At 60.1% G+C, this 20,415-nt stretch carries 22 protein-coding genes and 1 pseudogene; 13 read left to right on the top strand and 10 right to left on the bottom strand.

Translation table 11 applies throughout. The features are described 5' to 3' along the window. Positions 1-112: 112 nt before the first annotated feature. Positions 113-637, bottom strand: a complete 525-nt coding sequence (locus ACYZUA_RS13785) for a DUF3833 domain-containing protein (protein WP_461963530.1) — start codon at positions 635-637, stop codon at positions 113-115. A gap of 10 nt (positions 638-647) precedes the next feature. Continuing rightward, positions 648-1,181: a chalcone isomerase family protein gene (locus ACYZUA_RS13780; RefSeq protein WP_461963529.1), complete on the bottom strand. Its 534-nt coding sequence runs from the start codon at positions 1,179-1,181 to the stop codon at positions 648-650. A gap of 164 nt (positions 1,182-1,345) precedes the next feature. Here ACYZUA_RS13780 and ACYZUA_RS13775 point away from each other — a divergent pair, with 164 nt between their 5' ends. Next, entirely contained in the window at positions 1,346-2,140 is a 795-nt protein-coding gene (locus ACYZUA_RS13775) for a hypothetical protein (protein ID WP_461963528.1), read from the top strand. A 97-nt stretch (positions 2,141-2,237) separates the two neighbouring features. On the opposite strand, the pseudogene ACYZUA_RS13770 reads toward ACYZUA_RS13775, so the two are convergent. Then, positions 2,238-2,532 (bottom strand): annotated as a pseudogene (locus ACYZUA_RS13770) (DUF6124 family protein). Between the two features lie 559 nt (positions 2,533-3,091). Between ACYZUA_RS13770 and relB the strand changes: the two are divergent. Further along, positions 3,092-3,283, top strand: a complete 192-nt coding sequence (relB, locus tag ACYZUA_RS13765) for a type II toxin-antitoxin system RelB family antitoxin (protein ID WP_461963527.1) — start codon at positions 3,092-3,094, stop codon at positions 3,281-3,283. Positions 3,284-3,478: 195 nt separating this feature from the next. Next, a complete protein-coding gene (locus ACYZUA_RS13760) occupies positions 3,479-4,066 on the top strand; it encodes a hypothetical protein (RefSeq protein WP_461963526.1) in 588 nt (195 codons plus the stop codon). A 3-nt stretch (positions 4,067-4,069) separates the two neighbouring features. On the opposite strand, the gene ACYZUA_RS13755 is transcribed toward ACYZUA_RS13760, so the two are convergent. The 3 genes from ACYZUA_RS13755 to ACYZUA_RS13745 form a co-directional block, all read right to left on the bottom strand. Beyond that, on the bottom strand, positions 4,070-4,786 hold the full coding sequence (locus ACYZUA_RS13755) for an alpha/beta hydrolase (RefSeq protein ID WP_461963525.1): 717 nt from the start codon (positions 4,784-4,786) through the stop codon (positions 4,070-4,072). Between the two features lie 178 nt (positions 4,787-4,964). After that, a complete protein-coding gene (locus ACYZUA_RS13750; RefSeq protein ID WP_461963524.1) occupies positions 4,965-6,077 on the bottom strand; it encodes a succinylglutamate desuccinylase/aspartoacylase family protein in 1,113 nt (370 codons plus the stop codon). Positions 6,078-6,278: 201 nt separating this feature from the next. Continuing rightward, complete coding sequence (locus tag ACYZUA_RS13745) at positions 6,279-7,058, bottom strand: ABC transporter substrate-binding protein (RefSeq protein WP_056746669.1); 780 nt, start codon at positions 7,056-7,058, stop codon at positions 6,279-6,281. Positions 7,059-7,317: 259 nt separating this feature from the next. Between ACYZUA_RS13745 and ACYZUA_RS13740 the strand changes: the two genes are divergently transcribed. Beyond that, a complete protein-coding gene (locus tag ACYZUA_RS13740) occupies positions 7,318-7,950 on the top strand; it encodes a type 1 glutamine amidotransferase (RefSeq protein ID WP_461963523.1) in 633 nt (210 codons plus the stop codon). A gap of 110 nt (positions 7,951-8,060) precedes the next feature. Here ACYZUA_RS13740 and ACYZUA_RS13735 read toward each other — a convergent pair whose 3' ends face one another. Continuing rightward, positions 8,061-8,495: a rhodanese-like domain-containing protein gene (locus ACYZUA_RS13735; protein ID WP_461963522.1), complete on the bottom strand. Its 435-nt coding sequence runs from the start codon at positions 8,493-8,495 to the stop codon at positions 8,061-8,063. Positions 8,496-8,596: 101 nt separating this feature from the next. Between ACYZUA_RS13735 and ftrA the strand changes: the two genes are divergently transcribed. Next, positions 8,597-9,571 carry a transcriptional regulator FtrA gene (ftrA, locus tag ACYZUA_RS13730; RefSeq protein ID WP_461963521.1) on the top strand — a complete coding sequence of 325 codons (975 nt, stop codon included), beginning with the start codon at positions 8,597-8,599 and terminating at the stop codon, positions 9,569-9,571. 123 nt (positions 9,572-9,694) lie between these two features. Here the strand turns inward: ftrA and cobF are convergent, their stop codons facing one another. After that, on the bottom strand, positions 9,695-10,450 hold the full coding sequence (gene cobF, locus ACYZUA_RS13725) for a precorrin-6A synthase (deacetylating) (RefSeq protein ID WP_461963520.1): 756 nt from the start codon (positions 10,448-10,450) through the stop codon (positions 9,695-9,697). Continuing rightward, a complete protein-coding gene (locus ACYZUA_RS13720) occupies positions 10,450-11,022 on the bottom strand; it encodes a histidine phosphatase family protein (protein ID WP_461963519.1) in 573 nt (190 codons plus the stop codon). The genes cobF and ACYZUA_RS13720 overlap by 1 nt, the downstream gene beginning before the upstream one ends. A gap of 341 nt (positions 11,023-11,363) precedes the next feature. On the opposite strand from ACYZUA_RS13720, the gene ACYZUA_RS13715 reads away from it, so the two are divergent. From ACYZUA_RS13715 to ACYZUA_RS13680, 8 genes are all read left to right on the top strand, one after another. Next, the gene (locus ACYZUA_RS13715; RefSeq protein WP_461963518.1) at positions 11,364-12,218 is read left to right on the top strand and encodes a MurR/RpiR family transcriptional regulator; all 855 of its coding nucleotides are present in this window, start codon (positions 11,364-11,366) and stop codon (positions 12,216-12,218) included. 2 nt (positions 12,219-12,220) lie between these two features. Continuing rightward, complete coding sequence (locus ACYZUA_RS13710) at positions 12,221-12,865, top strand: cysteine hydrolase family protein (RefSeq protein WP_461963516.1); 645 nt, start codon at positions 12,221-12,223, stop codon at positions 12,863-12,865. Continuing rightward, positions 12,862-14,193 (top strand): glutamine synthetase family protein, encoded by a 1,332-nt coding sequence (locus ACYZUA_RS13705; protein WP_461963515.1) that lies wholly within the window; start codon positions 12,862-12,864, stop codon positions 14,191-14,193. The genes ACYZUA_RS13710 and ACYZUA_RS13705 overlap by 4 nt, the downstream gene beginning before the upstream one ends. Then, positions 14,177-14,929, top strand: a complete 753-nt coding sequence (locus ACYZUA_RS13700; RefSeq protein ID WP_461963514.1) for an N-formylglutamate amidohydrolase — start codon at positions 14,177-14,179, stop codon at positions 14,927-14,929. Before ACYZUA_RS13705 ends, ACYZUA_RS13700 begins: the two co-directional genes overlap by 17 nt. Positions 14,930-14,986: 57 nt before the next feature. Next, a complete protein-coding gene (locus ACYZUA_RS13695; protein ID WP_461963513.1) occupies positions 14,987-16,336 on the top strand; it encodes an APC family permease in 1,350 nt (449 codons plus the stop codon). A gap of 119 nt (positions 16,337-16,455) precedes the next feature. After that, the gene (locus tag ACYZUA_RS13690; RefSeq protein ID WP_461963512.1) at positions 16,456-17,472 is read left to right on the top strand and encodes an arginine N-succinyltransferase; all 1,017 of its coding nucleotides are present in this window, start codon (positions 16,456-16,458) and stop codon (positions 17,470-17,472) included. Positions 17,473-17,533: 61 nt separating this feature from the next. Continuing rightward, positions 17,534-18,568: an arginine N-succinyltransferase gene (astA, locus tag ACYZUA_RS13685; protein WP_461963511.1), complete on the top strand. Its 1,035-nt coding sequence runs from the start codon at positions 17,534-17,536 to the stop codon at positions 18,566-18,568. Between the two features lie 303 nt (positions 18,569-18,871). Continuing rightward, complete coding sequence (locus tag ACYZUA_RS13680) at positions 18,872-19,741, top strand: isocitrate lyase/PEP mutase family protein (protein WP_461963510.1); 870 nt, start codon at positions 18,872-18,874, stop codon at positions 19,739-19,741. 150 nt (positions 19,742-19,891) lie between these two features. Here ACYZUA_RS13680 and ACYZUA_RS13675 read toward each other — a convergent pair whose 3' ends face one another. Then, positions 19,892-20,194: a hypothetical protein gene (locus ACYZUA_RS13675; RefSeq protein ID WP_461963509.1), complete on the bottom strand. Its 303-nt coding sequence runs from the start codon at positions 20,192-20,194 to the stop codon at positions 19,892-19,894. Positions 20,195-20,415: the final 221 nt, after the last annotated feature.

Raw genomic sequence — 20,415 nt, 5'->3', positions numbered from 1 at the left:
GGCGCCGTGGCGGTTTTGGGCAAACTGAATTTCACGCAAACATCCGTCGACGGGTGGAAAAGCGCAGCTTAGACGTTTCAGCCCATGCGCCCAAGGGGAAGATGCTCGGGTATCAGGCGCCGTGGCGGCGGAAGAACAATGTCACCTGGCCCAACTCAACACCGAACTTGGTCATGGCTGAGCGATTGGCCATGGTGTTTTCGTCCAGCAAGTACATCCAGTCGTCGAAATGCACTTGGTAGACCTTGTCGTCCACCGGCAGGTTGAGTTCATAGCGCCAGTGCAGCGCGTTGCCGGCGACCTCACCGCGGGACTCGCCGACCACATCGCCGGCCGTACCGCGCCAACGGCCAGGGCCGTCCGGGTACAACGTCCAGACGCGGGTCTGCCGGGTGCCATCGCTGTAGGTAAAGGCTTCATGCATGATCAGGTTCTGGCCGTCCATTCGGCTGTTGATCAGCACATGAAAGCGCTTGATCACCTCGCCCGAGCGCTTCTGGAACATTCCCCAGCCATCCACTCGCCCGACGAAGAACCCGGGTAGATCGAGCTTGGGGTTTTGCTCGCTGTAGCGCTGCACATCGACGCTGCAACCGGCCAGGCAGACGCACAACACCAACAGCAGATTCTTCAGCATGTCATGCACCTCAAGGCTTGGCGCTGCCCAGCAACTGCTGGCGCAACTCGGGATTACGTGTACGTGGGTCGAGCCAGATATCGAAAAAGGCCCGGGCGAATTGCGGGTCTTTCACTTCGTGTTGCGGCTGCTGGCCGACAAAGAACCGCGCCCCCTGCCCCGGCAAATAAACGCCGGTAATGCGGGTGCCGGCTTTTACATCGACGAACGACTGTTGCATCTGCACCTTCCAGCGCTCGAGTTGCTCGTTGCTGACCGAGGCGCCGGACAACCGCTTGATTTCATCGACACTGGCCTGCACCAGATCATCGCGGGAAATGCTGCGCTGATAGATCAGTTCCAGGGCAAACGGCTGGTCCGGCGCCAAGGGCCGGGCCGCACTCCAGAGCCGAGCGTTGTAGACATCGAACCCGAACACCCGAAACTCGCCGGTGCCGATGATCTGCGCACCGGGCAATGCCTCCTGCCAACTAGCCAAGGCCTGAGTGCCTGACAATCCCAGCAACAACACACCGTAATACAGGCGTAATCGGGGTCTGTTCATCGAGTTCTTTTCAACATGGGTATCTGCTAAAAACTTATACGCAAAGCATCATTTTGTACAATTATTCTAGCCGTATGCTTTGTATACAAAATCTCCTCATTCCTAGAGCAATCCTACGTCCGCAGTGCTAACGTTAGCGCCCCACTCAGGTCGGAGACGCGTGCGTGCTGATACTTAAACTGCTGGTCATCCCAGGATTTCTCTTGCTGATTTCCCTGGCCGGTAAACGCTGGGGACCGAGTGTCGCCGGTTGGCTGTCGGGGTTGCCGGTGGTGGTTGGGCCGATTCTGTTCTTTCTCGCCATCGAGCAGGGCCAGGTGTTTGCCGCTCAATCGGCGACGGCAGCCCTATCGGCGATGTTCGCGATGATTGCCTTTTGCGTGACCTACGCTCAGGTTGCACAACGCGCGAAGTGGCCGTGGGCGCTGGTGATTTCGCTGTTGGTCTGGGCCACGGCGGCCGTTGTGCTGTCATTGATTCCGCCGTCCCTGGTGTTCTCGGTGATCGCCGCCGCGACCGCTCTGCTGGCGGCGCCGTATCTGTTTCCCTCGGTACAGCCGATCGTTTCGGGCCCGGCGCCGAAGTCCGACAAATTGTTGTTGCGCATGATTGCCGGTGCCCTGCTGACCCTCGCAGTCACGTTGTTGGCCAGCACCGTTGGCGAACGCTGGAGCGGCCTGCTCGCGGTGTTCCCGGTGCTGGGCAGCGTGATGGCGGTGTTCTCCCAGCAAACCCGCGGCCCGGCGTTTACCGCTGCATTGTTGCGGGCCACCGCGACCGGGATGTATTCGTTCGCCGCGTTTTGCCTGGTGTTGGCGCTGGCCTTGCCAGACATGGGTTTGAGCGCGTTCGCTCTGGGCGTTGTGGTATCAGTGGGGATGCTCGGGGTGACCAAGCGCTTGTTGGCCAAGCCGGCGAGCGCGGCGCCGGACGCTGGACGGACGGCGATCAAACGCTAAGCTGCTTGATGCCATCGGGCCAGGAAGGTCGCCCGTTCCTCGCGCAGAATGCGGCTAAACAGCGAGGGCGCAAGCGCCCTCGCTACCCGCCTGGCGACTACCCAGGCTTGTGGTTGTCCAGTAATCGATTGACCGCTAACTCACCCAACATGATGACCCGTTGCAGCACCAGCATCGTTTGGCGTCGTGGGCCGTCCGTTACGTCGGTGAGATCGTTGACCATGGCGCTGGCTGATGCCAACGATTCGCAGGCCTCGACGAGCAACGTTTCGTCATCCACCGAAGCTGAGTGCGCGGTCGGCCGCCTCTTCCATTTTCTTGGGGTCAAGATCACGAAAGACGTCGTAGGGTACCGGACGGGTATTCGGGGGGTTGGGCGTAACTTCGAACATAGATGAAGCTCCAACTTGCAATACTTAGGAGCCATCACCCTCGCTACCAAACGAAGGGTGGCGGCCATACGTGGGTTGGTAGACCGGTCGAAGTTGGAAAAACCCGGCGCTCACAATGGAGCCCCACGCATGACCACCATAAAAGCAGAGTCCCGAAAAGAGACTGCATAAGGTGTTGCCATGCGACTTCGTAACGGGCTACCAAACCCGATCACTGTTTTGCAGTGACCAGCAAACGATATAGCCCGCCCCACAGCCGCACAAGCCAGCGGATTCTGGCGTACGCGTAGGCAACGGCGCAAGGCGTTGTAGCCGTTAGGACGTAACAGCGGGTGTCCTTAAACACGCACGTTAAACGCGTGAAAGCACTCATAAAATTGAGGAGGTGTCCGACATTTATTAGGGGTTGGCTGTGGCAAGCGAGAGGTTTAGTGTGGTTGCGCCCATCAGGTAGAGATGGGGTCACGTGGAGCTTGGCTGGGCGCGCGTCATCTTGACACCCGCGGCAGTGAGCCACCTACCGATTAGACGGCTAGGTATTGATCCCGGAGGTCACTCTATGAGCGTCGAACTTTCCCCTATCGTTTCAGCGTTTGAAACCGAAGAGCAGGCCGCCAGCTACGACCGTTGGTTCCGTGCCAAAGTGCAGGCGTCGCTCGATGATCCACGCCCGAATGTCCCGCACGAACAGGTAATGGCTGATATGCGATCCCTTCTCGAAGCCAAGCGCAATAAGCGCGATGCTGGTTGAGTGGCGGCCCGAAGCGCGGGATTAACTGGGTGACGGAGGGCCAGGCCGATGACGTATAGCAACGGCTGGTTGGATCTGATTCCCTGCGCTGACCAAAGGAACATGACCCCCCGTTAAACTGCGCTGGAATGCACGATAACCTCCATGGGATGATCGCCCCCCACCGCGAGACCGACCATTCCCTGGAGTTTTTGAATGTCATTGTTGAGTAAAAAAGCCGTTGTCCTGTTGTTGACGGCGGTTGCCAGTCTCGGAGCGTTGAATGCGCAGGCCGCCAAAGCCACTGCCAGCGCTACCGCGCCCGCACAGAAAGTCTCGATGCTCGGCGGCAAGTTCACGTTCACCCTGCCTAAAGGCTTCGTCGCCAACCCGTTGCCTGCCGGGGACGCGGCCACCGGCACCGCCGGGGCCACGGGCACGATGTACACCAATCAAGCGACGAAAACCGTGGTGATCGCCGCTGAAAACACCATCCCCGGCGGCCTCAACGTCAAAGACAACGACGGTCAGTTCCTCGACTCCGTGGCGTCTGACTTCGCCACTCAACAAGCCACCGCGCTCCCGGACTTCACCAAGCTCAGCGAAAAAAGCCTGACCCAGAAAGGCACCGGCCTGGGGCTGCGGCAGATCGACAGCACCGCCACCCAGGGCGGCGGCAAAACCCTCGACACCACAGTGATGGCCGCGTCCAACACGCGCATGGCGATCGTTCAGGTGATTTCCCGTCTCAGCGACAATGCGGGTCACGAGACGCTGGTCAAACAGATCGTCTCCGGCAAGTAACAATCAGCGATTGAGGCGCTGCAACCAGGCGCTCAAATCCTGCATTTCGACAGCACTGATGCTGTGACCGACGCCAGGGTAGGCATGAAACTCAGGCTTGAGTGACAGGCTCTGCAACAGGCTGTCGGCGTCCGTGCCGTCATTGTAGGAAAGGAGCGTGTCCGCGGTGCCATGACCAATGAAAATCGCCAGCTTCTGGCGTTTTTCATCCGGTTTCAGTTCGGATCTGAGTACCGGCAGAATCCGCCCGCTCAACGCTGCGATCCCGCCCACCGCCTCGGGATGACGCAGGGCCACCTCGTAGGACATCATCGCGCCCTGGCTGAAACCCACCAGGAATACCTTGTTCGGTTCGGTGTGATATTTCTTCGCCGCCTGTGCGACGAAATCCAGCAATACGGCGCCGCTGGTCTTCAGATCATCCGTCTCACCGTCGTAGGCGCCATCACCTTTCTGGCGGAACCACTGATAACGGCCCTCCTCTATCACCATCGGTGCCCGCACCGACAGGTAGTTGTAGGGCGCGGGCAACTCATCCTTGATGTCGAACAAATCCTGCTCGTTACTGCCGTAACCGTGGAGGAAAATCACCAGGGGCTGATTGCGCGATTCGGGGTTGGCCTGCTCCAGGTACTTGAGCGGCAGATCGGTTTGCAGCGGGGTTTGAGCGTGGACGGCGGCGGACGCCAGGAGTGTCAGCAGAGCGAGAAACTTCAACATAAACCTTCCTTCACAGAGCGCAGGATTCGGGGCAGAGCCTAACACTGTGAAGCTTGCCGGGCATATTCGGTGCTGCTGATGCCGCCATCGCGAGCAGGCTCGCTCCCACAGGGGGAACGCATTTCTATTGTGGGAGCGAGCCTGCTCGCGAAGAGGCCCTGGGAAACGGCGACAATCCTCAATCGTTAATGAGTTTTCCGACCCGAATCGGCTCGCGCCCCGCGACCTTCGCCTGCCAGTTGCCCGGCTGCGTATAGCGCCCGCGATCGATGGCAAACAACACGCCACTGGTCCCGGCGCAAACCGTGGTGACTCGATCATTCAGCGGGTCGACCACTTCAAACAGCGCATCCCCCATCTCCACCCACTCACCCGAATCGCGCAGGAAACTGACGACTCCGTGATGCGGCGCGAACAGGTATTGGGTGCCTTCGAACGGCATGCCTTCACAGCATTCGCTCGGTGCCGCGGGCCAAGTGCCTTTGATGAAACCCTGCTCGGCGAGGAAGCCGAGAATCGCCTCGCAATTGGCTTGAGCCTGATCGACTCGCGTATCACCCATGCTGCCCAGCTCCAGCGTCGTCGCCAGGTTGGCCGGCGGGATCGCGGCCTCAGGGAAAGCCCTGGCCAGGCGCAACCACGGCGTTGAACACGACTCATCAAATGAGCTGCCGCCGGAGTCTTCACAGAGCAACGCCACCCCAGCCTTCAAGCGCGCCGCCAGGGATTGCCACTGCGGCCAGTGTTGCGGCAAGGCATACAGATGAATCGTCGCGTCGAAATCACAATGCAGGTCGAGGGTAATGTCGGCCTCACAGGCGTGGCGCAGCAGCAAGCGGTGCATGGCTTCAAGCTGCGAGGCCGGTGCCGGCAAACCGTCGAGTACCTGGCCCATGGTCTGGCGAATCAGCGCAATGTTGGCAGCCGCGTCACTGCCCAAGCGATCACCGATCAACTCGGCCACCGGTGCGCTGAGTTCGACGAAGGAGCGGTTGAAGTTCTTGCCGCTGCCCAGCTCGAAGCGGCCCATGTGGCTGCCTTGCAGGTGTTGATCGAGGCCGATGGGATTGGCCACCGGGACCAGTTCGATCACGCCCTGCAACTGACCTTGGGTTTCAAGTTCGGCCAGACGCTTTTTCAGTTCCCACGCCGTGCGCATGCCCGGCAGTTCATCAGCGTGCAGGCTGGCCTGGATGTAGACCTTGCGAGTGCCCGCGCCATAACGAAACACGCTGAGGGTGCGTTCGGTGCCCAGGTGGCTCCAGGGCAGTGAATGGTCGATGCGTTGCATGGAAACTCCTGAATATCTGAACGGCGAAAATCACCTGTGGGAGCGAGCCTGCTCGCGAATGCGGTTTTCCAGTGGAAAGTTTTTTGCCTGACACACCGCTTTCGCGAGCAGGCTCGCTCCCACAGGGATCTCATTTCAACAGAGAGAACATAAAAAAAGTGGCAACCGCGTCAACGGTTGCCACTTTTTTGAACGGCGTGATTACTGGCCGTAAACGTCAAAGTCGAAGTACTTGTCTTGCACTTGCTTGTACTTGCCGTTGGCGCGGATTTCGGTGATGGCGGTGTTGAATTTTTCTGCCAGGGCGGTATCGCCCTTGCGCACCGCGATACCGGCGCCGCCGCCGAAGTACTTGGCGTCTTCGTAGGTCGGGCCTACGAAAGCGAAACCTTTACCGGCGTCGGTTTTCAGGAAGCCGTCGTCCAGGTTGACCGAGTCGGCCAGCATCGCGTCCAGACGACCGGCGACCATGTCCAGGTTGGCTTCCTGCTGCGAGCCGTAGCGAACCAGATTGATACCGGCCGGCACCAGCACTTCAGTGGCGAAGCGGTCGTGGGTACTGGCGCGCAGCACACCGACTTTCTTGCCTTTGAGTTCGGTCAACGGGTCTTTGATGTCGGTGCCTTCCTTCATCACGAAGCGCGCCGGGGTGTGGTAGTACTTGATGGTGAAATCGACGTTCTTTTTGCGATCGTCAGTGATGGTCATGGACGACAGGATCGCGTCGATTTTCTTGACCTTCAGGGCCGGGATCAGGCCGTCGAACTCTTGCTCGACCCAGGTGCACTTCACTTTCATCTGCTCGCACAGCGCGTCGCCGATGTCCACGTCGAAGCCGGTGAGTTTGCCATCAGGGGTTTTCATCGAGAATGGCGGGTAACCGGCTTCGATACCGAGGCGGATCGGCTTGGCGTCTTCGGCCACAGCCGTCAGGGACAACATCGACAGTGCCAGGGCACCGAACATCACTAGCTTCTTCATTTATAACTCCTGTGTGCGGAGACTTTTATTGGCAGCTTTCGATTAGCATTCGGTTGCGGCTTCCGATTGGAGAGCACCGAAGTGGTCGGCAGTCTAGAGCGGCTCAAGGAGGGTCAATTGTGTTTAAGCGACAAATACTTATAGAAAAGTGGCCGGCGGATTCAAGTCCCTTGAAGCGTGCGCCAAGCCGGTGCAAAGACTGTAGGACACGCCCTTTTTTCAGACAAAACCTACAAGCAAAAACTACAAGAGAGCCCTTATGCCCACGTTGAACCTGATCCAGCACCACCCCGCCGAAGGTCCCGGCGCTATTGCCGACTGGGCTAAGTCCCGAGGTCTGACCCTGAACGTGTTTCGCGCCGACCTCGGCCAGTTGCCGCCAGTGAGTGCAGCCCCCGTGATTCTGTTGGGCGGGCCTTATGAGTCCAACGGCGGGCCGGCCTGGCTGGAAGCCGAACGTCAGTGGTTGGCGGGCAGCCTGGATCAAGGCGCGGCGGTGTTTGCGATTTGTCTGGGGGCGCAGTTGCTGGCGTTGGGTCTGGGCGGGAATGTGCGGCGAATGGATCGAACCGAAACCGGTTGGACGCCCGTGACCTTTGTCGATGGCCAGACGTTGCGGGTGCTGGAATGGCACGAAGACGCCATCGACCTGCCGCCAAACGCGCAGTTGCTGGCCAGCAGTGATCAGTGCGAGCAGCAGATGTATTGCGTCGGGCCGACGCGAGTGGGTTTGCAGTTTCATCCGGAGTGGACGGCTGAATCGGTGGCAACACTCAATGCGCATTTTGACGATGAATCGCCGTTGCCTCGGGGGCCGCAGGACAGCGCCGCTTATGCAGCGGTGTTGGAATGGTTGCAGGCGACGCTGGATGGGTGGTGGGCATCCGTTTAGAAGCAAGATCAACAGATCACAGCCTCGTTTCACTCGACAGCTCCTACAGGCGATCACGTAGACCTGTAGGAGCTGTCGAGTGAAACGAGGCTGCGATCTTTTCGACTACATCAACATTCGCAACCGATCACGGTGCTGGCAGGCCGTTGCACCGCGACACTCAACTCAAACCCTTCATCCCGCCACCCGGTCACCCCGCCGATCATTTCCTTGACCGGGTAACCCAGCGCCGCCAGTTTCACAGCAGCCTTGTTGGCGCCGTTGCAGTGAGGCCCGGCGCAATACACCACGAACACGCTGGTTTTCGGGTAGGCCGCCAGACCTTCAGCGCTCAGCAGTCGCCCCGGAATATTGATCGCTCCCGGCACATGGCCACGCTCGAACGCGAGCGGACCGCGCACGTCCACCAGGACAAAATCCACCTCGCCGGCCTGTTGGCTGCCGTGGACGTCGGAACAGTCGGTTTCGAAGGTCAGACGGTTGCTGAAATGCATCAGGGCGATGGCCGATGGGGCGGCGGGAATCTCGCGGACCAGGCTGGTCATGGGCTGTACTCCAAAGTCTGTGTGGGTGTGAGAAGACTTTATCCGCCCGACGCTTGCGGCTACAGTGGCGCACAAGACACTCACCGGGAACTTTCCGCCAAATGCAGCCCACCCCTGGATTGGTCGCGATTCTGGCCTACGACGGCCTCTGTACGTTCGAATTTGGCATCGCCGTGGAGATCTTCGGCCTGGCCCGTCCGGAGTTCGACTTCCCTTGGTACGAGCACCGGATCGCCGCCGTTGATCAAGGTCCGATGCGTGCCATGGGCGGCATTCAGGTACTGGCCGATGGCGGCATGGAGCTGCTCGAAGAAGCCCGGACCATCATCATTCCCGGCTGGCGCGATCGCAGCGCTCCGGTGCCGGAGGCATTGATCGCGGCCCTGCGCCAGGCCCATGCGCGGGGTGCGCGGCTGCTGTCGATCTGCTCCGGCGTGTTCGTGCTGGCGGCCACCGGTTTGCTCGACGGTCGAGGCGCCACCACGCACTGGCGCTACACCGCTGAGTTGGCTGAGCGTTTTCCGAACATTCTGGTGGACCCGGACGTGCTCTATGTCGATTCAGGTCAACTGATTACCTCGGCCGGCAGCGCTGCCGGCATCGATGCCTGTCTGCACTTGGTGGCGCGGGATTTCGGTACGCAAGTGGCCAACTCAGTGGCGCGGCGGCTGGTGATGTCGCCACAACGCACTGGCGGTCAGGCGCAGTTCATTCCGACACCGGTCAGTCCTACGCCTCGTAGCGATTTATCCCGCGTCATGCAGTGGGCACGCGAGCGTTTGCATGAACCGCTGGAGGTTCGCGAGCTGGCGAGTGAGGCGGCCATGAGTGAACGGACGTTTCTGCGCCGCTTCACTGAAGCCACCGGCATGCCGCCCAAGGCGTGGTTGCAGCATGAGCGCCTGGGCCGGGCCCGCGAGCTGCTTGAGAGCACGAGCCAGAACACCGACCAGATTGCCCAGCGCTGCGGTTATCGCTCGGTAGAGAGTTTTCGGGTGGCATTTCGCAGCGTGGTCGGGGTGCCGCCGTCGGTGTATCGGGAGCGGTTTGGGCGGGAGGTTAAAGCAATAATTTGAGGTGTATTTGAGGGCCTCATCGCGAGCAGGCTCGCTCCCACATAGACCGCGTCCGTCAATACAACTCGGTCAACTGTGGGAGCGAGCCTGCTCGCGATGAGGTCAGCCCAGTCACCAGTGCACTCAAGGTTTACGCAGCAGATAGGTGTCCATAATCCACCCATTGGCCAACCGGGCCGCCTTACGCACTCGCTCGATCTCCTCCGCCACCTCCTTGAGCTTGCCGCTGATCAAGATCTCATCCGCCGTCCCCAAGTAGGCCCCCCAGTAAATTTCTGTCTCCTGGTCCGCCACCCGATGGTAGGAATCTTCTGCATCGAGCATCACCACCAGGCTGTCGGCATCGCTCACCTGCCCCGCTGCCAGCCGTCGGCCCGTGGTGATTTCAATCGAGCGGCCAATGCGGTTCAGCGGCACCTTATGCTGCGCCGCCAGCGCCTGGACACTGGTGATGCCGGGGATCACTTCAAATTCGAAGACGCACCGGCCCGAGGCCAGAATCGCCTGCAAGATCCGGATCGTGCTGTCGTACAACGCCGGGTCGCCCCACACCAGAAAACCGGCGCACTGGTCGTCAGTCATTTCCTCGCTGATCAACCGTTCGAAGGTCTGCTGCTTGGCCAGGTTCAGGTCTTCCACGCTGGCCTTGTAGTCCACATCCCCGCGTTCGCGCTCCGGGCTGTGGGCTTCGACGAAACGGTAGTCGCGATCGGTGATGTAGCGCTCGCAGATCTCGCGGCGCAGGTCGATCAGTTTGTCTTTGCTCTGGCCCTTGTCCATGAGGAAAAACACATCGACGAGGTTCAGCGCTTTCACGGCTTGCATCGTGATGTAGTCGGGGTTGCCGGCACCGATGCCGATGACCAGAAGTTTTTTCATCAACGTGTTCCCTCAGGGTCAGTGCCCAGCAAGCGTAAGCGCCAGCGGCCGTTGAACCGCAACTCGATGGCCGACAGCGGTTCAACGTCAATCAGGTTGAACGCTGCGCCTTGCAGCACCTGCATCAGCGCGGCGCGTATGACAAACGGATGGGTGATGGCAACGATGTGGCCCGGTGCGGCCTCCAGCGTTTTCAGCCAGGCGGCTACCCGCTCACCGAGATGCACCACCGACTCGCCCCCGTGGGGCGCCGAATTCGGATCATCGAGCCAGATCTGCAACGCTTGGGCGGCGGATTTTTGCAGATCGTCGATCCGCGCGCCGTTCCATTGCCCGAAATCGCAATCCCTCAATGCCTCGACGATCTCCACGTCGCTGCCGAACAGCTCGGCAGTCTGCCGGGTTCGCAGTTCAGGTCCACACATCAATCGTGGCGTCCCCTTGAACTGAGCGCGACGCGATCCCTTTGCCGACTGCCAATCCATCTCTATGGGCTCACTCGTAGGAAAACGCGACAATTTTTGTGCGACAGTTCGAGCGTGGCACATCAAGGTCAAACGGGTTGCCTGCACGAAGGATCACTCTGTCGATGGAATGGAAAACGGCAACACGCCGCAAACAATTACCCAATTGTGCCGCAAGAAGCGCGATCCAGGGCGTTTCGTTTGATCCAGCAAACAGGGGTTCTCACTCACACACACCTGAAAAAAACGGTGATATCCGACACCACCATGGGCGATAACCTACAAGCTCAGTCGCCTTCCGTGTAGCCCAAGTCCCACGGGCTTTTCGCTCTGTTTTGGGGCTTTAAAAAACCATGAAAAAATTCACTAGACATGTTGAGTCCACTACATAAATACTGTTTTAGCAATTTATGAAATGAAACCGACATATCCATCCAGCAGGAGCCCGGATGCCTTCTCTCAGAGACCTGATCACCGATACCGGCCTGGAACTTACGCCGTCGGAACGCAAAGTCATCCGTGCCTTGCTGGACCAGTACCCACGTAACGGACTGGGGCCGATGTCACGTTTGGCCGAACATGCCGGTGTCAGCGATCCCACCATCGTGCGACTGGTCAAAAAACTGGGCTTCAGCGGTTATGCCGATTTCCAGGACGCCCTGCTCAGCGACATGGACCAGCGCCTCCGCTCCCCCAGCACCCTGTTGCAACCCCGTGCTCATCTTCAGAAAGGCGATGCCTGGAGCCAATATCTGGCGCACAGCCATCGAGCGCTGGTGGACACTCATGCGCTGACTCAACCTGAAGATGTGCGGATTCTGGTGGAATGGTTGCTCGACACCCGCCATCAAGTGCATTGCTTCGGTGGACGCTTCAGCAGTTTCCTCGCCAGTTATTTGCTCAACCACTTGCGCCTGCTGCGTCGGGGCTGTTTCGCCCTGGAAGACAATGCGCAACTGCCCGACCGATTGTTCGACGTGCAGCGTCAGGACGTGGTGCTGGTATTCGACTATCGCCGCTACCAGTCACAAGCCCTGCGCGTGGCCAATGCGGCAAAAAGTCGATATGCACGCGTGGTGTTGTTCACCGACATCTATGCTTCACCGTTGCGGGAAATGGCCGACCTGATTATCAGTGCGCCGGTGGAATCGGTATCGGCCTTCGACACCCTGGTTCCGGCGCTGGCCCAGGTCGAGGCGTTGATTGCCTGCCTGACCCTGCGCAGTCAGGATCTGGCCGATCGCCTGGAAGGCATCGACGCCCTGCGGACCGACTTCGACACCCACCTGCTGGAGGAAAAATAAGGATGTTCACGCTCCCCCACCACTCGCCCAGGGATTTGCCGTTCGTCACCGATCACACCGCGCTGTTGCTGGTGGACATGCAACGCGCCTGGCTTGAGCCGCAGTTCGACCCGCACCTCAACGGGCCGGACGCCGAGTACTTCCTGACCCGCACCCACATGCAGGTGGTGCCCAATCAACGCCGGCTGCTCAGCGCCTTTCGCAGCGCCCGGCAAAACGTGTTGCACACGATTATCGAAAGCCTCACCGCCGATGGCCGCGACCGCTCGCTGGACCACAAGCTCTCGGACATGCACTTGCCCAAGGGCAGCCCGCAAGCGCGGATCATCGACGACCTGACCCCGGCAGAAAACGAAATCGTACTGCCCAAGACCTCATCCGGGGTCTTCAACTCCACCCACATCGACTACGTGCTGCGTAACCTCGGGACGCGGCACCTGATCATCGCCGGCATCGTCACCGACCAGTGCGTGGACATGGCCGTGCGCGACGCCGCCGACCGCGGTTATCTGGTGACGCTGGTGGAAGATGCCTGCGCGACTTACACACCCGCGCGGCATCAGGCCTGCCTGAATGCAATCAAGGGTTACTGCTGGATCACCGACACCCAGACCGTACTCGGCCGGTTGCAGGAGATGCAGTCATGAGCGAGCGCCTGTTGCCACTGCCCATGACCACCCTCATCACCACCGACCTGATCGGCGTGACACGCGGGCGCTCCTTTCCCACGGACGAACTCGAACACTATCAAAGCACCGGTTGTGGCTGGGTGCCGGCCAACAGCGCGTTGACCCCGCAAGACATCATCGCCTACGGCAACCCGTGGGGCGCTTATGGCGATTTGCGGCTGATGCCCGATCTGCTCAGCCGAGTGACGGTCAGTAACGGCCCGGATGCCAACGCGCCGGCACTGGATTTTATTCACAGCGACATTCGCGAAACCGATGGCCGCCCGTGGGGTGCCTGCCCGCGTACCGTGTTGCGCAACGAGGTAGAGCGTTATCGCGCCGAGTTGGGTTTGCAGGTCAATGCAGCGTTCGAGCATGAATTCAACTTGAACACCGGTGACGCTGAACACCTGGCGTTTTCGCTGCAAGCCCAGCGCCAGGGTGCCGAGTTTGGCGGTTGGCTGCTCAGCGCTCTGCGTGCCGGTGGCGTCGAACCGGAAATGTTCCTGCCCGAGTACGGCAAGCATCAATACGAAATCACCTGTCGGCCGACCCTGGGTGTGGCCGCTGCCGACCGCGCGGTGAACGTTCGTGAAATCACCCGCGAGATCGCCCGGCAAATGGGCCTGGCGTTGAGCTTCGCGCCCAAGACCTCAGAGCATGCGGTGTGCAACGGCGTGCATCTGCACGTCAGCCTGCTGGACCTGGCCGGCCAACCGGTGATGTACGACGCCGGCACCACCAATGGCTTGTCGACCCTCGGCCAGCACTGGGCCGCCGGCATCCTGCATCACCTGCCCGCACTCTGTGCGTTTACCGCGCCGACGCCGGTGTCCTACGAGCGTTTGCAGCCTCATCACTGGAGTGCGTCCTACGCGTGCCTCGGGCAACGCAACCGCGAAGCGGCGCTGCGAATCTGCCCGACAATAAGCCTGGGCGGCAAATCGGTGGCATCGCAGTACAACCTGGAATTTCGCGCGATGGACGCCACGTCCTCGCCGCATCTGGCCATGGCCGCGCTGCTGATTGCCGGTCGGCTGGGCATCGAGCAACGCCTGGCCTTGAACGCAATCACCGATGAAGTCCCCGACTCCCTGAACGAAGAACAACGCCAGGCGCGCGGCATCGTCGCCTTGCCCGCTTCCCTTGCCCAAGCCCTGGACTGCCTGCGCAACAGCGAGGCCCTGATCGAAGCCCTGCCGAGCGCGTTGCTGGACACTTACTTCGCCCTTAAAACCGAGGAACTGACGCTGACGGAACAGCTGTCGTCCGCCGAACGCTGTGAACACTATGCGCGCCTGTACTGAATCTGCTGAGCTCGGTCTTTACACCGGGCCCGTGTACACCCTGAGCCGGGAAGACTCCAGTCACCCGTTGATTCTGGTGTGCGAACACGCCAGTCGTTTTATTCCGGCCCGGTTAAATGACCTGGGGCTGAGTCACGAAGCGGCCCGCGAGCACATCGCCTGGGACATCGGCGCCCTGGCGCTGGCTGAAGGTTTGTCCCGAGCATTGGGCGCAACCTTGTTGGCGGCCAATTATTCGCGATTGTTGGTCGACCTCAACCGACCGCGCCAAGTGCCGGACAGCATTCCGGTGCAGAGCGAAATTTATCAGGTGCCGGGCAACCGGGACCTGGACGAAGCCACCCGCGAGTACCGTCGGCAATCCCTGTTCGAGCCATTTCACTCGCGTCTGACAGACTTGATCGACGAACGTGTCGCTCAAGGACGACCGGTACGGGTGGTGGGAATTCACAGCTTTACGCCGGTCTATCACGGCCAGCCCCGCGAGCTGGAAGTCGGCGTGTTGTTTGGCGAGGCCAGGGAATATGCCCAGCGATTGATCGATGGCTTGAGCCAGCATCCATTGAAAGTTGCCGGTAATGAACCGTACAAAATCAAGCCGCTGAGCGACATGACCGTGCCGGTCCACGGCGATGCACGAGGCTTGGAATCAGTGTTGATTGAAGTGCGCAACGACCTGCTGCGCACGCCTGCAGACATCAGTCGCTTTACCGAATACCTGGCACCGCTGTTGTAAAGGAATCGCTTCAAACCCGCAGCTTGCAGCTGCTTTCATCCCAAGGAGAAGGACTTCATGGAAATAGAAGAGTTCGGCTACAAACAAGAGTTGAAACGCAGCCTGTCGCTGACCGACCTGGTGGTGTACGGGATGATCTTCATGATCCCCATCGCACCGTTTGGTGTTTATGGCTACGTCAACGCCGAGGCGCCGGGGCTGGTACCGCTGGCCTACATCATCGGCATGGTGGCGATGCTCTTCACTGCCTTGAGTTACGGCAGCATGGCTCGGGCTTTTCCGATTGCCGGTTCGGTGTATTCCTACGCACAACGCGGCCTGAACCAACACGTAGGGTTTATCGCCGGTTGGCTGATGCTCCTCGATTACCTGCTGATTCCGCCGCTGCTGTATGTGTACGCGGCCATGGCCCTGAATCATTTGTACCCGGACATTCCGAAGGTCGGTTTCATCCTGGCCTTCCTGGTCAGCGCGACCTTCGTCAACTTGCGGGGCATCACCTTCACCGCACGGATGAACATCATCTTTCTGCTGGCGCAACTGGTGGTGCTGGGGATCTTCCTGTTCTACGCCTGGAACGCGCTGCACAGTGGCGGCGGTAACGGTCAACTGACCCTGGCGCCGTTGTACAACCCCGAGACGTTCAATTTCGCCCTGCTGATGCAAGCGGTGTCGATTGCGGTGCTGTCGTTCCTCGGTTTCGATGCGATTTCCACCCTCGCCGAAGAGATCAAGGATGACCCGGGCCGCAGCGTCGGCAAAGCCGCGCTGATCACGCTGGTGGTCATGGGCGTGATCTTCGTCGTGCAGACCTGGATTGCGACAGACCTGGCGGCCGGCATGGGTTTCAAATCGGCTGACTCGGCGTTTTATGAAATCGCTGAACTCGCGGGCGGCAGCTGGCTGGCCACCCTGACCGCCGTGGCTACGGCGCTGGCCTGGGGTGTTGCGGTGGCGATCACCTCTCAAGCAGCGGTGTCTCGTCTGCTGTTCGGCATGGCCCGGGACGGCAAGCTGCCAAAGGTACTGGCCAAGGTTCACCCCAAACACAACACGCCGTACGTGAGCATCTACCTGGTGGCCGTGCTGTCGCTGGTGATCTGCTACCTGTTCATCAACTCGGTGGACACCCTCACCTCACTGGTGAACTTCGGCGCGCTGAGCGGTTTTATGTTGCTGCACCTGACGGTCATCAACTACTACTGGCGTCGGCAAAAATCCGGACAGGTAATCCGTCACCTGATCTGCCCGGTGATTGGCTTCATCATCGTCGCGGCGATCATGTACAACATGGGCGTCGATGCACAGAAACTCGGCCTGATCTGGATTGCCCTGGGCCTGGTCTACCTGTTTGTACTCAACAAACTGGGCACCCGTGCGGTACTGCCCGACCCAAGCAACGGCTGACAAGAAAAAGAGCGGCGTCTGACAAACATTCAGGCGACCGCCGATATATTGCGTGGAAACCGACAGTGATAGTCAGGTTCGGTGCCAACCGCCGAACCCTTTGATACAGGAGTGCATCCATGCTGGTCTTACGCCCAGTCGAGTTAACCGACCTGCCCCAGTTGCAGCAACTGGCGCGCGAAAGTCTGATAGGCGTCACGTCCTTGCCGGACGACACCGAATGCCTGCGCGAGAAGATTCTCGACTCCTGCGCCTCATTCGAGAAAAACGTTGAGGGTCATGGCCCGGAGAACTACTTCTTCGTGCTGGAAGATCTGACCCGAGAGCGTTTGGTGGGCTGCTCGGAGATCCTTGCCACCGCCGGTTTCAGCGAGCCGTTCTACAGCCTGCGCAACCGGCATTTCACCAGCGCCTCGCGGGAGCTGAACATCGAGCACGGCGTGCCCGCGTTGTCGTTGTGTCATGACCTCAGCGGCCATACCTTGCTGCGGGGTTTTCATATTGACGCAACACTGGTGCGAACCCGGTTCTCTGAACTGCTGTCCCGGGCGCGGCTATTGTTCATCGCCGCCCACTCTCGGCGCTTTTCCGAAGCCGTCATCACCGAGATCGTCGGCTTCAGCAGCGATGAAGGGCATTCACCGTTCTGGGATGCGGTGGGCAAGCACTTTTTCGACCTGCCCTACGCCGAGGCCGAACGACTTTGCGGCCTGGAAAGCCGAACCTTCCTCGCCGAACTGATGCCGCAATACCCGATCTACGTGCCGATGTTGCCCAAGGAGGCGCAGGACTGCATCGGCCGCATCCACCCCGATGGCCAGGAAACCTTCGATATCCTCGAGCGCGAGGGCTTCGAGACCAACAGCTACATCGACCTGTTTGACGGCGGTCCAACGTTGTATGCGCGCACTCCCGGCATCCGCTCCATCGCCCAGAGCCAGACCTGCACGGCGAAACCGGGCTCGCCGATCGATACCCGTGGCAGCTATCTGGTGAGCAACGATTCGCTGAAGGACTATCGCGCCATCGTCGCCGATCTGGATTACCAGGCCGGGCAACCTGTGGGGTTGAGCGCCGAGATGTGCACCGCCCTGAACGTGACCGAAGGCAGCCCGATCCGGCTGATCGCCCTGTGAGCATCACCCGGCCCCGCGCCCAACGACAGCGCCCGAGCGGGCGTGCAGAAGGAGTTGCATCATGATTGTCCGCCCGGTTCGCGTCACCGACCTGCCCGCCTTGCTGAACCTGGTGCACCAGGCCGGCCCCGGCTTCACCACCCTGCCGGCCAACGAGGAACGCCTGACCCACCGGGTGCGCTGGGCCCAACGAACCTTCGCTGAACAGGTCGAACGCGCCGATGCCGATTACCTCTTCGTACTCGAAGACGACGATCAGCAGTTGGTGGGCGTCAGTGCCCTGGTGGGGGCCGTGGGCCTGCGCGAGCCCTGGTACAACTATCGGGTCGGGCTCACGGTCAGTTCGTCACCGGACCTGGGTATCCGGCGACAGATTCCGACGTTGTTCCTGAACAATGAAATGACCGGTCAATCGGAGATTTGCTCGCTGTTTCTGCGACCTGATCAACGCCAAGGCAGTAACGGTCGATTGCTGTCGTTGGGGCGTTTGTTGTTTGTAGCCGAGTTTCCGCACCTGTTCGGCGACAAACTCATCGCCGAACTGCGTGGCAGCGCTGACGAACAAGGTTGTTCACCGTTCTGGGACAGTCTGGGTCGGCACTTCTTCAAAATGGATTTCAACCACGCCGATCACTTGTCGGGCCTGGGCAGCAAGTCGTTCATCGCTGAACTGATGCCACGCCAACCGCTCTACACCTGCCTGCTCACCGAACAGGCCCAGGCCGTGATCGGCAAGGCGCACCCGAACACGGAACCGGCGCTGAAAATCCTCACCGCCGAAGGGTTTGCCCATAAGGGTTACATCGACATCTTCGACGCCGGCCCGGTGATCGAAGCCCCGGTCTCGAATATTCGCACCGTGCGCGACAGCCAACCGCTGCTGCTGGCCATTGGCACACCCGACGAGCAGGCCCCGGTGTGGCTGATCCACAACCGTCGCCTGGAAAACTGCCGCATCACCGCCGCCCAGGCCAGGCAGGTGGGCAACAGCCTGATTGTCGACCGCCTCACCGCCAAACGCCTGCAACTGCAACCCGGCAACTCGGTACGCGCCGTGCCGCTGCTCAATCAACAGCAGCAGGCTGTTGCGGCGTGACCGGATTCTGAAACTCCCCACACCTGTGGCGAGGGAGTTCGTCGGATCGCCGCACCGTCCCGCTGGGCTGCGAAGCGGCCCCCAAAGCCGATACCACTTTTCTTCAGACAGTTCGCGTTCGTTGATTTTACGACTACTGCGTAGTCGAGCGGGAGCAAGCTCCCTCGCCACAAGAAAGGCGCCATCTTCCCAGTGCAAAAAATCGTCATCATCCCTCCCCTGCTCGCGTGATAGCCTTTTGTTCCTTCGGCGTTGACACTTTTGCTCAAGCCCTTCCATTCCCATTGCAGTGGTGGAACTCATATGTCCAGGCTTTCTCATCAAGATTTACGCCGTAACTTTCGCGAGCTGTTCGCCTCCAACACCTGCTATCACACGGCGTCGGTCTTCGACCCGATGTCGGCCCGCATTGCCGCTGACCTGGGTTTTGAAGTGGGGATCCTTGGCGGTTCAGTCGCATCGTTGCAGGTACTGGGCGCCCCCGACTTTGCCTTGATCACCCTCAGCGAGTTTGCCGAGCAGGCCACTCGCATTGGCCGTGTTGCCCAATTGCCGGTCATCGCCGACGCCGACCACGGCTACGGCAACGCGCTCAACGTCATGCGCACCATCGTCGAACTCGAACGCGCCGGTGTGGCCGCCCTGACCATCGAAGACACGCTGCTGCCCGCCCAGTTCGGCCGCAAATCCACCGACCTGATCGGGGTGGCGGAAGGCGTCGGCAAGATCCGCGCAGCGCTGGAAGCCCGGGTCGATTCGGAAATGGCGATCATCGCCCGCACCAACGCCGGGATCCTGCCGGTGCAGGAAATCATCAGCCGTACCTGTCATTACCAGCAGGCCGGTGCGGACGGGATTTGCATGGTGGGCGTGCGGGACTTCGACCACCTCGAACAAATCGCCGAGCACCTGAGCGTGCCGCTGATGCTGGTCACCTACGGCAACCCGCTGCTGCGCGACGATAAACGCCTGGCCGAACTGGGCGTGCGGGTCACCATCGACGGCCACGGCGCCTACTTCGCCGCGATCAAGGCCACGTATGACAGCCTGCGAGAACAACGGCAGATCTTTACTCAGGCGTCGGACCTGAATGCGACCGAGTTGACCCACACCTATACGCAGCCTGAGGAATACATCCGTTGGGCGGAAGAGTTTATGAGCGTCAAGGAGTGATGGTTCAGTGCGTTTGACGGTGTGAACCGACCTGACGCCTTCGCGAGCAAGCTCGCTCCCACCTTTGATTGTTGGTGTATACAAATTGTGTGATCACCAACATCCCTTGTGGGAGCGAGCTTGCTCGCGATGGCGTCAGTTCAAACACCGCTAAACTGCAGTCCTGAACTCCACCTCCCGCTGCAACGCCCGCGCCTGAACCACATTCAGCATCGCGCAGCCTTCGCGCATCAACAAATGAACCGCCCGGGTAACGCGCGTCAGATCGCAATCGGAAATGTCTTTGAGGTTCAGGCTGGACAAGGTGTCCGCCAGATCGCGAACCACGGTGAAGCGATGCGCAGCGCAAGCGGCAATGTCGCTGAGTTCTTTGTGGGTGTTGATGAAGAGCACCGGGGTTTCGGCGTCGTAGGTGTCGATGGGGAGGTAACGGGGCATGACTTGGTCGAACATATTGGTAGCTCCTTATTAATGAGTTTTCCTGGTGTTCGACCGGCCAAGATCGTCGCGGAGAGTTGCCGCGAGACGCAACTATAGGGGTTGATGCCGAAACGCGGCAACAGGGTACGTTGTAGGAAACGTCTTGGAAAGTTGTGGGGTGGTTTTGGCGGCGGTGTCCGGTTTGAGAAACACCCCTCACCCTAACCCTCCCGAAACGTCGGACCGCCCCAGAA

Source organism: Pseudomonas sp. LS2P72, from assembly GCF_054897865.1.
This window is presented reverse-complemented; position numbering and strand designations above follow the sequence as displayed.

Coding starts and splice junctions, on each gene's coding strand:
- ACYZUA_RS13785 (WP_461963530.1), bottom strand. CDS start 637: ATGCTGAAGAATCTGCTGTTGGTGTTGTGCGTCTGCCTGGCCGGTTGC.
- ACYZUA_RS13780 (WP_461963529.1), bottom strand. CDS start 1,181: ATGAACAGACCCCGATTACGCCTGTATTACGGTGTGTTGTTGCTGGGA.
- relB (WP_461963527.1), top strand. CDS start 3,092: ATGAGCGTCGAACTTTCCCCTATCGTTTCAGCGTTTGAAACCGAAGAG.
- ACYZUA_RS13760 (WP_461963526.1), top strand. CDS start 3,479: ATGTCATTGTTGAGTAAAAAAGCCGTTGTCCTGTTGTTGACGGCGGTT.
- ACYZUA_RS13755 (WP_461963525.1), bottom strand. CDS start 4,786: ATGTTGAAGTTTCTCGCTCTGCTGACACTCCTGGCGTCCGCCGCCGTC.
- ACYZUA_RS13750 (WP_461963524.1), bottom strand. CDS start 6,077: ATGCAACGCATCGACCATTCACTGCCCTGGAGCCACCTGGGCACCGAA.
- ACYZUA_RS13745 (WP_056746669.1), bottom strand. CDS start 7,058: ATGAAGAAGCTAGTGATGTTCGGTGCCCTGGCACTGTCGATGTTGTCC.
- ACYZUA_RS13740 (WP_461963523.1), top strand. CDS start 7,318: ATGCCCACGTTGAACCTGATCCAGCACCACCCCGCCGAAGGTCCCGGC.
- ACYZUA_RS13735 (WP_461963522.1), bottom strand. CDS start 8,495: ATGACCAGCCTGGTCCGCGAGATTCCCGCCGCCCCATCGGCCATCGCC.
- ftrA (WP_461963521.1), top strand. CDS start 8,597: ATGCAGCCCACCCCTGGATTGGTCGCGATTCTGGCCTACGACGGCCTC.
- cobF (WP_461963520.1), bottom strand. CDS start 10,450: ATGAAAAAACTTCTGGTCATCGGCATCGGTGCCGGCAACCCCGACTAC.
- ACYZUA_RS13715 (WP_461963518.1), top strand. CDS start 11,364: ATGCCTTCTCTCAGAGACCTGATCACCGATACCGGCCTGGAACTTACG.
- ACYZUA_RS13710 (WP_461963516.1), top strand. CDS start 12,221: ATGTTCACGCTCCCCCACCACTCGCCCAGGGATTTGCCGTTCGTCACC.
- ACYZUA_RS13705 (WP_461963515.1), top strand. CDS start 12,862: ATGAGCGAGCGCCTGTTGCCACTGCCCATGACCACCCTCATCACCACC.
- ACYZUA_RS13700 (WP_461963514.1), top strand. CDS start 14,177: ATGCGCGCCTGTACTGAATCTGCTGAGCTCGGTCTTTACACCGGGCCC.
- ACYZUA_RS13695 (WP_461963513.1), top strand. CDS start 14,987: ATGGAAATAGAAGAGTTCGGCTACAAACAAGAGTTGAAACGCAGCCTG.
- ACYZUA_RS13690 (WP_461963512.1), top strand. CDS start 16,456: ATGCTGGTCTTACGCCCAGTCGAGTTAACCGACCTGCCCCAGTTGCAG.
- astA (WP_461963511.1), top strand. CDS start 17,534: ATGATTGTCCGCCCGGTTCGCGTCACCGACCTGCCCGCCTTGCTGAAC.
- ACYZUA_RS13680 (WP_461963510.1), top strand. CDS start 18,872: ATGTCCAGGCTTTCTCATCAAGATTTACGCCGTAACTTTCGCGAGCTG.
- ACYZUA_RS13675 (WP_461963509.1), bottom strand. CDS start 20,194: ATGTTCGACCAAGTCATGCCCCGTTACCTCCCCATCGACACCTACGAC.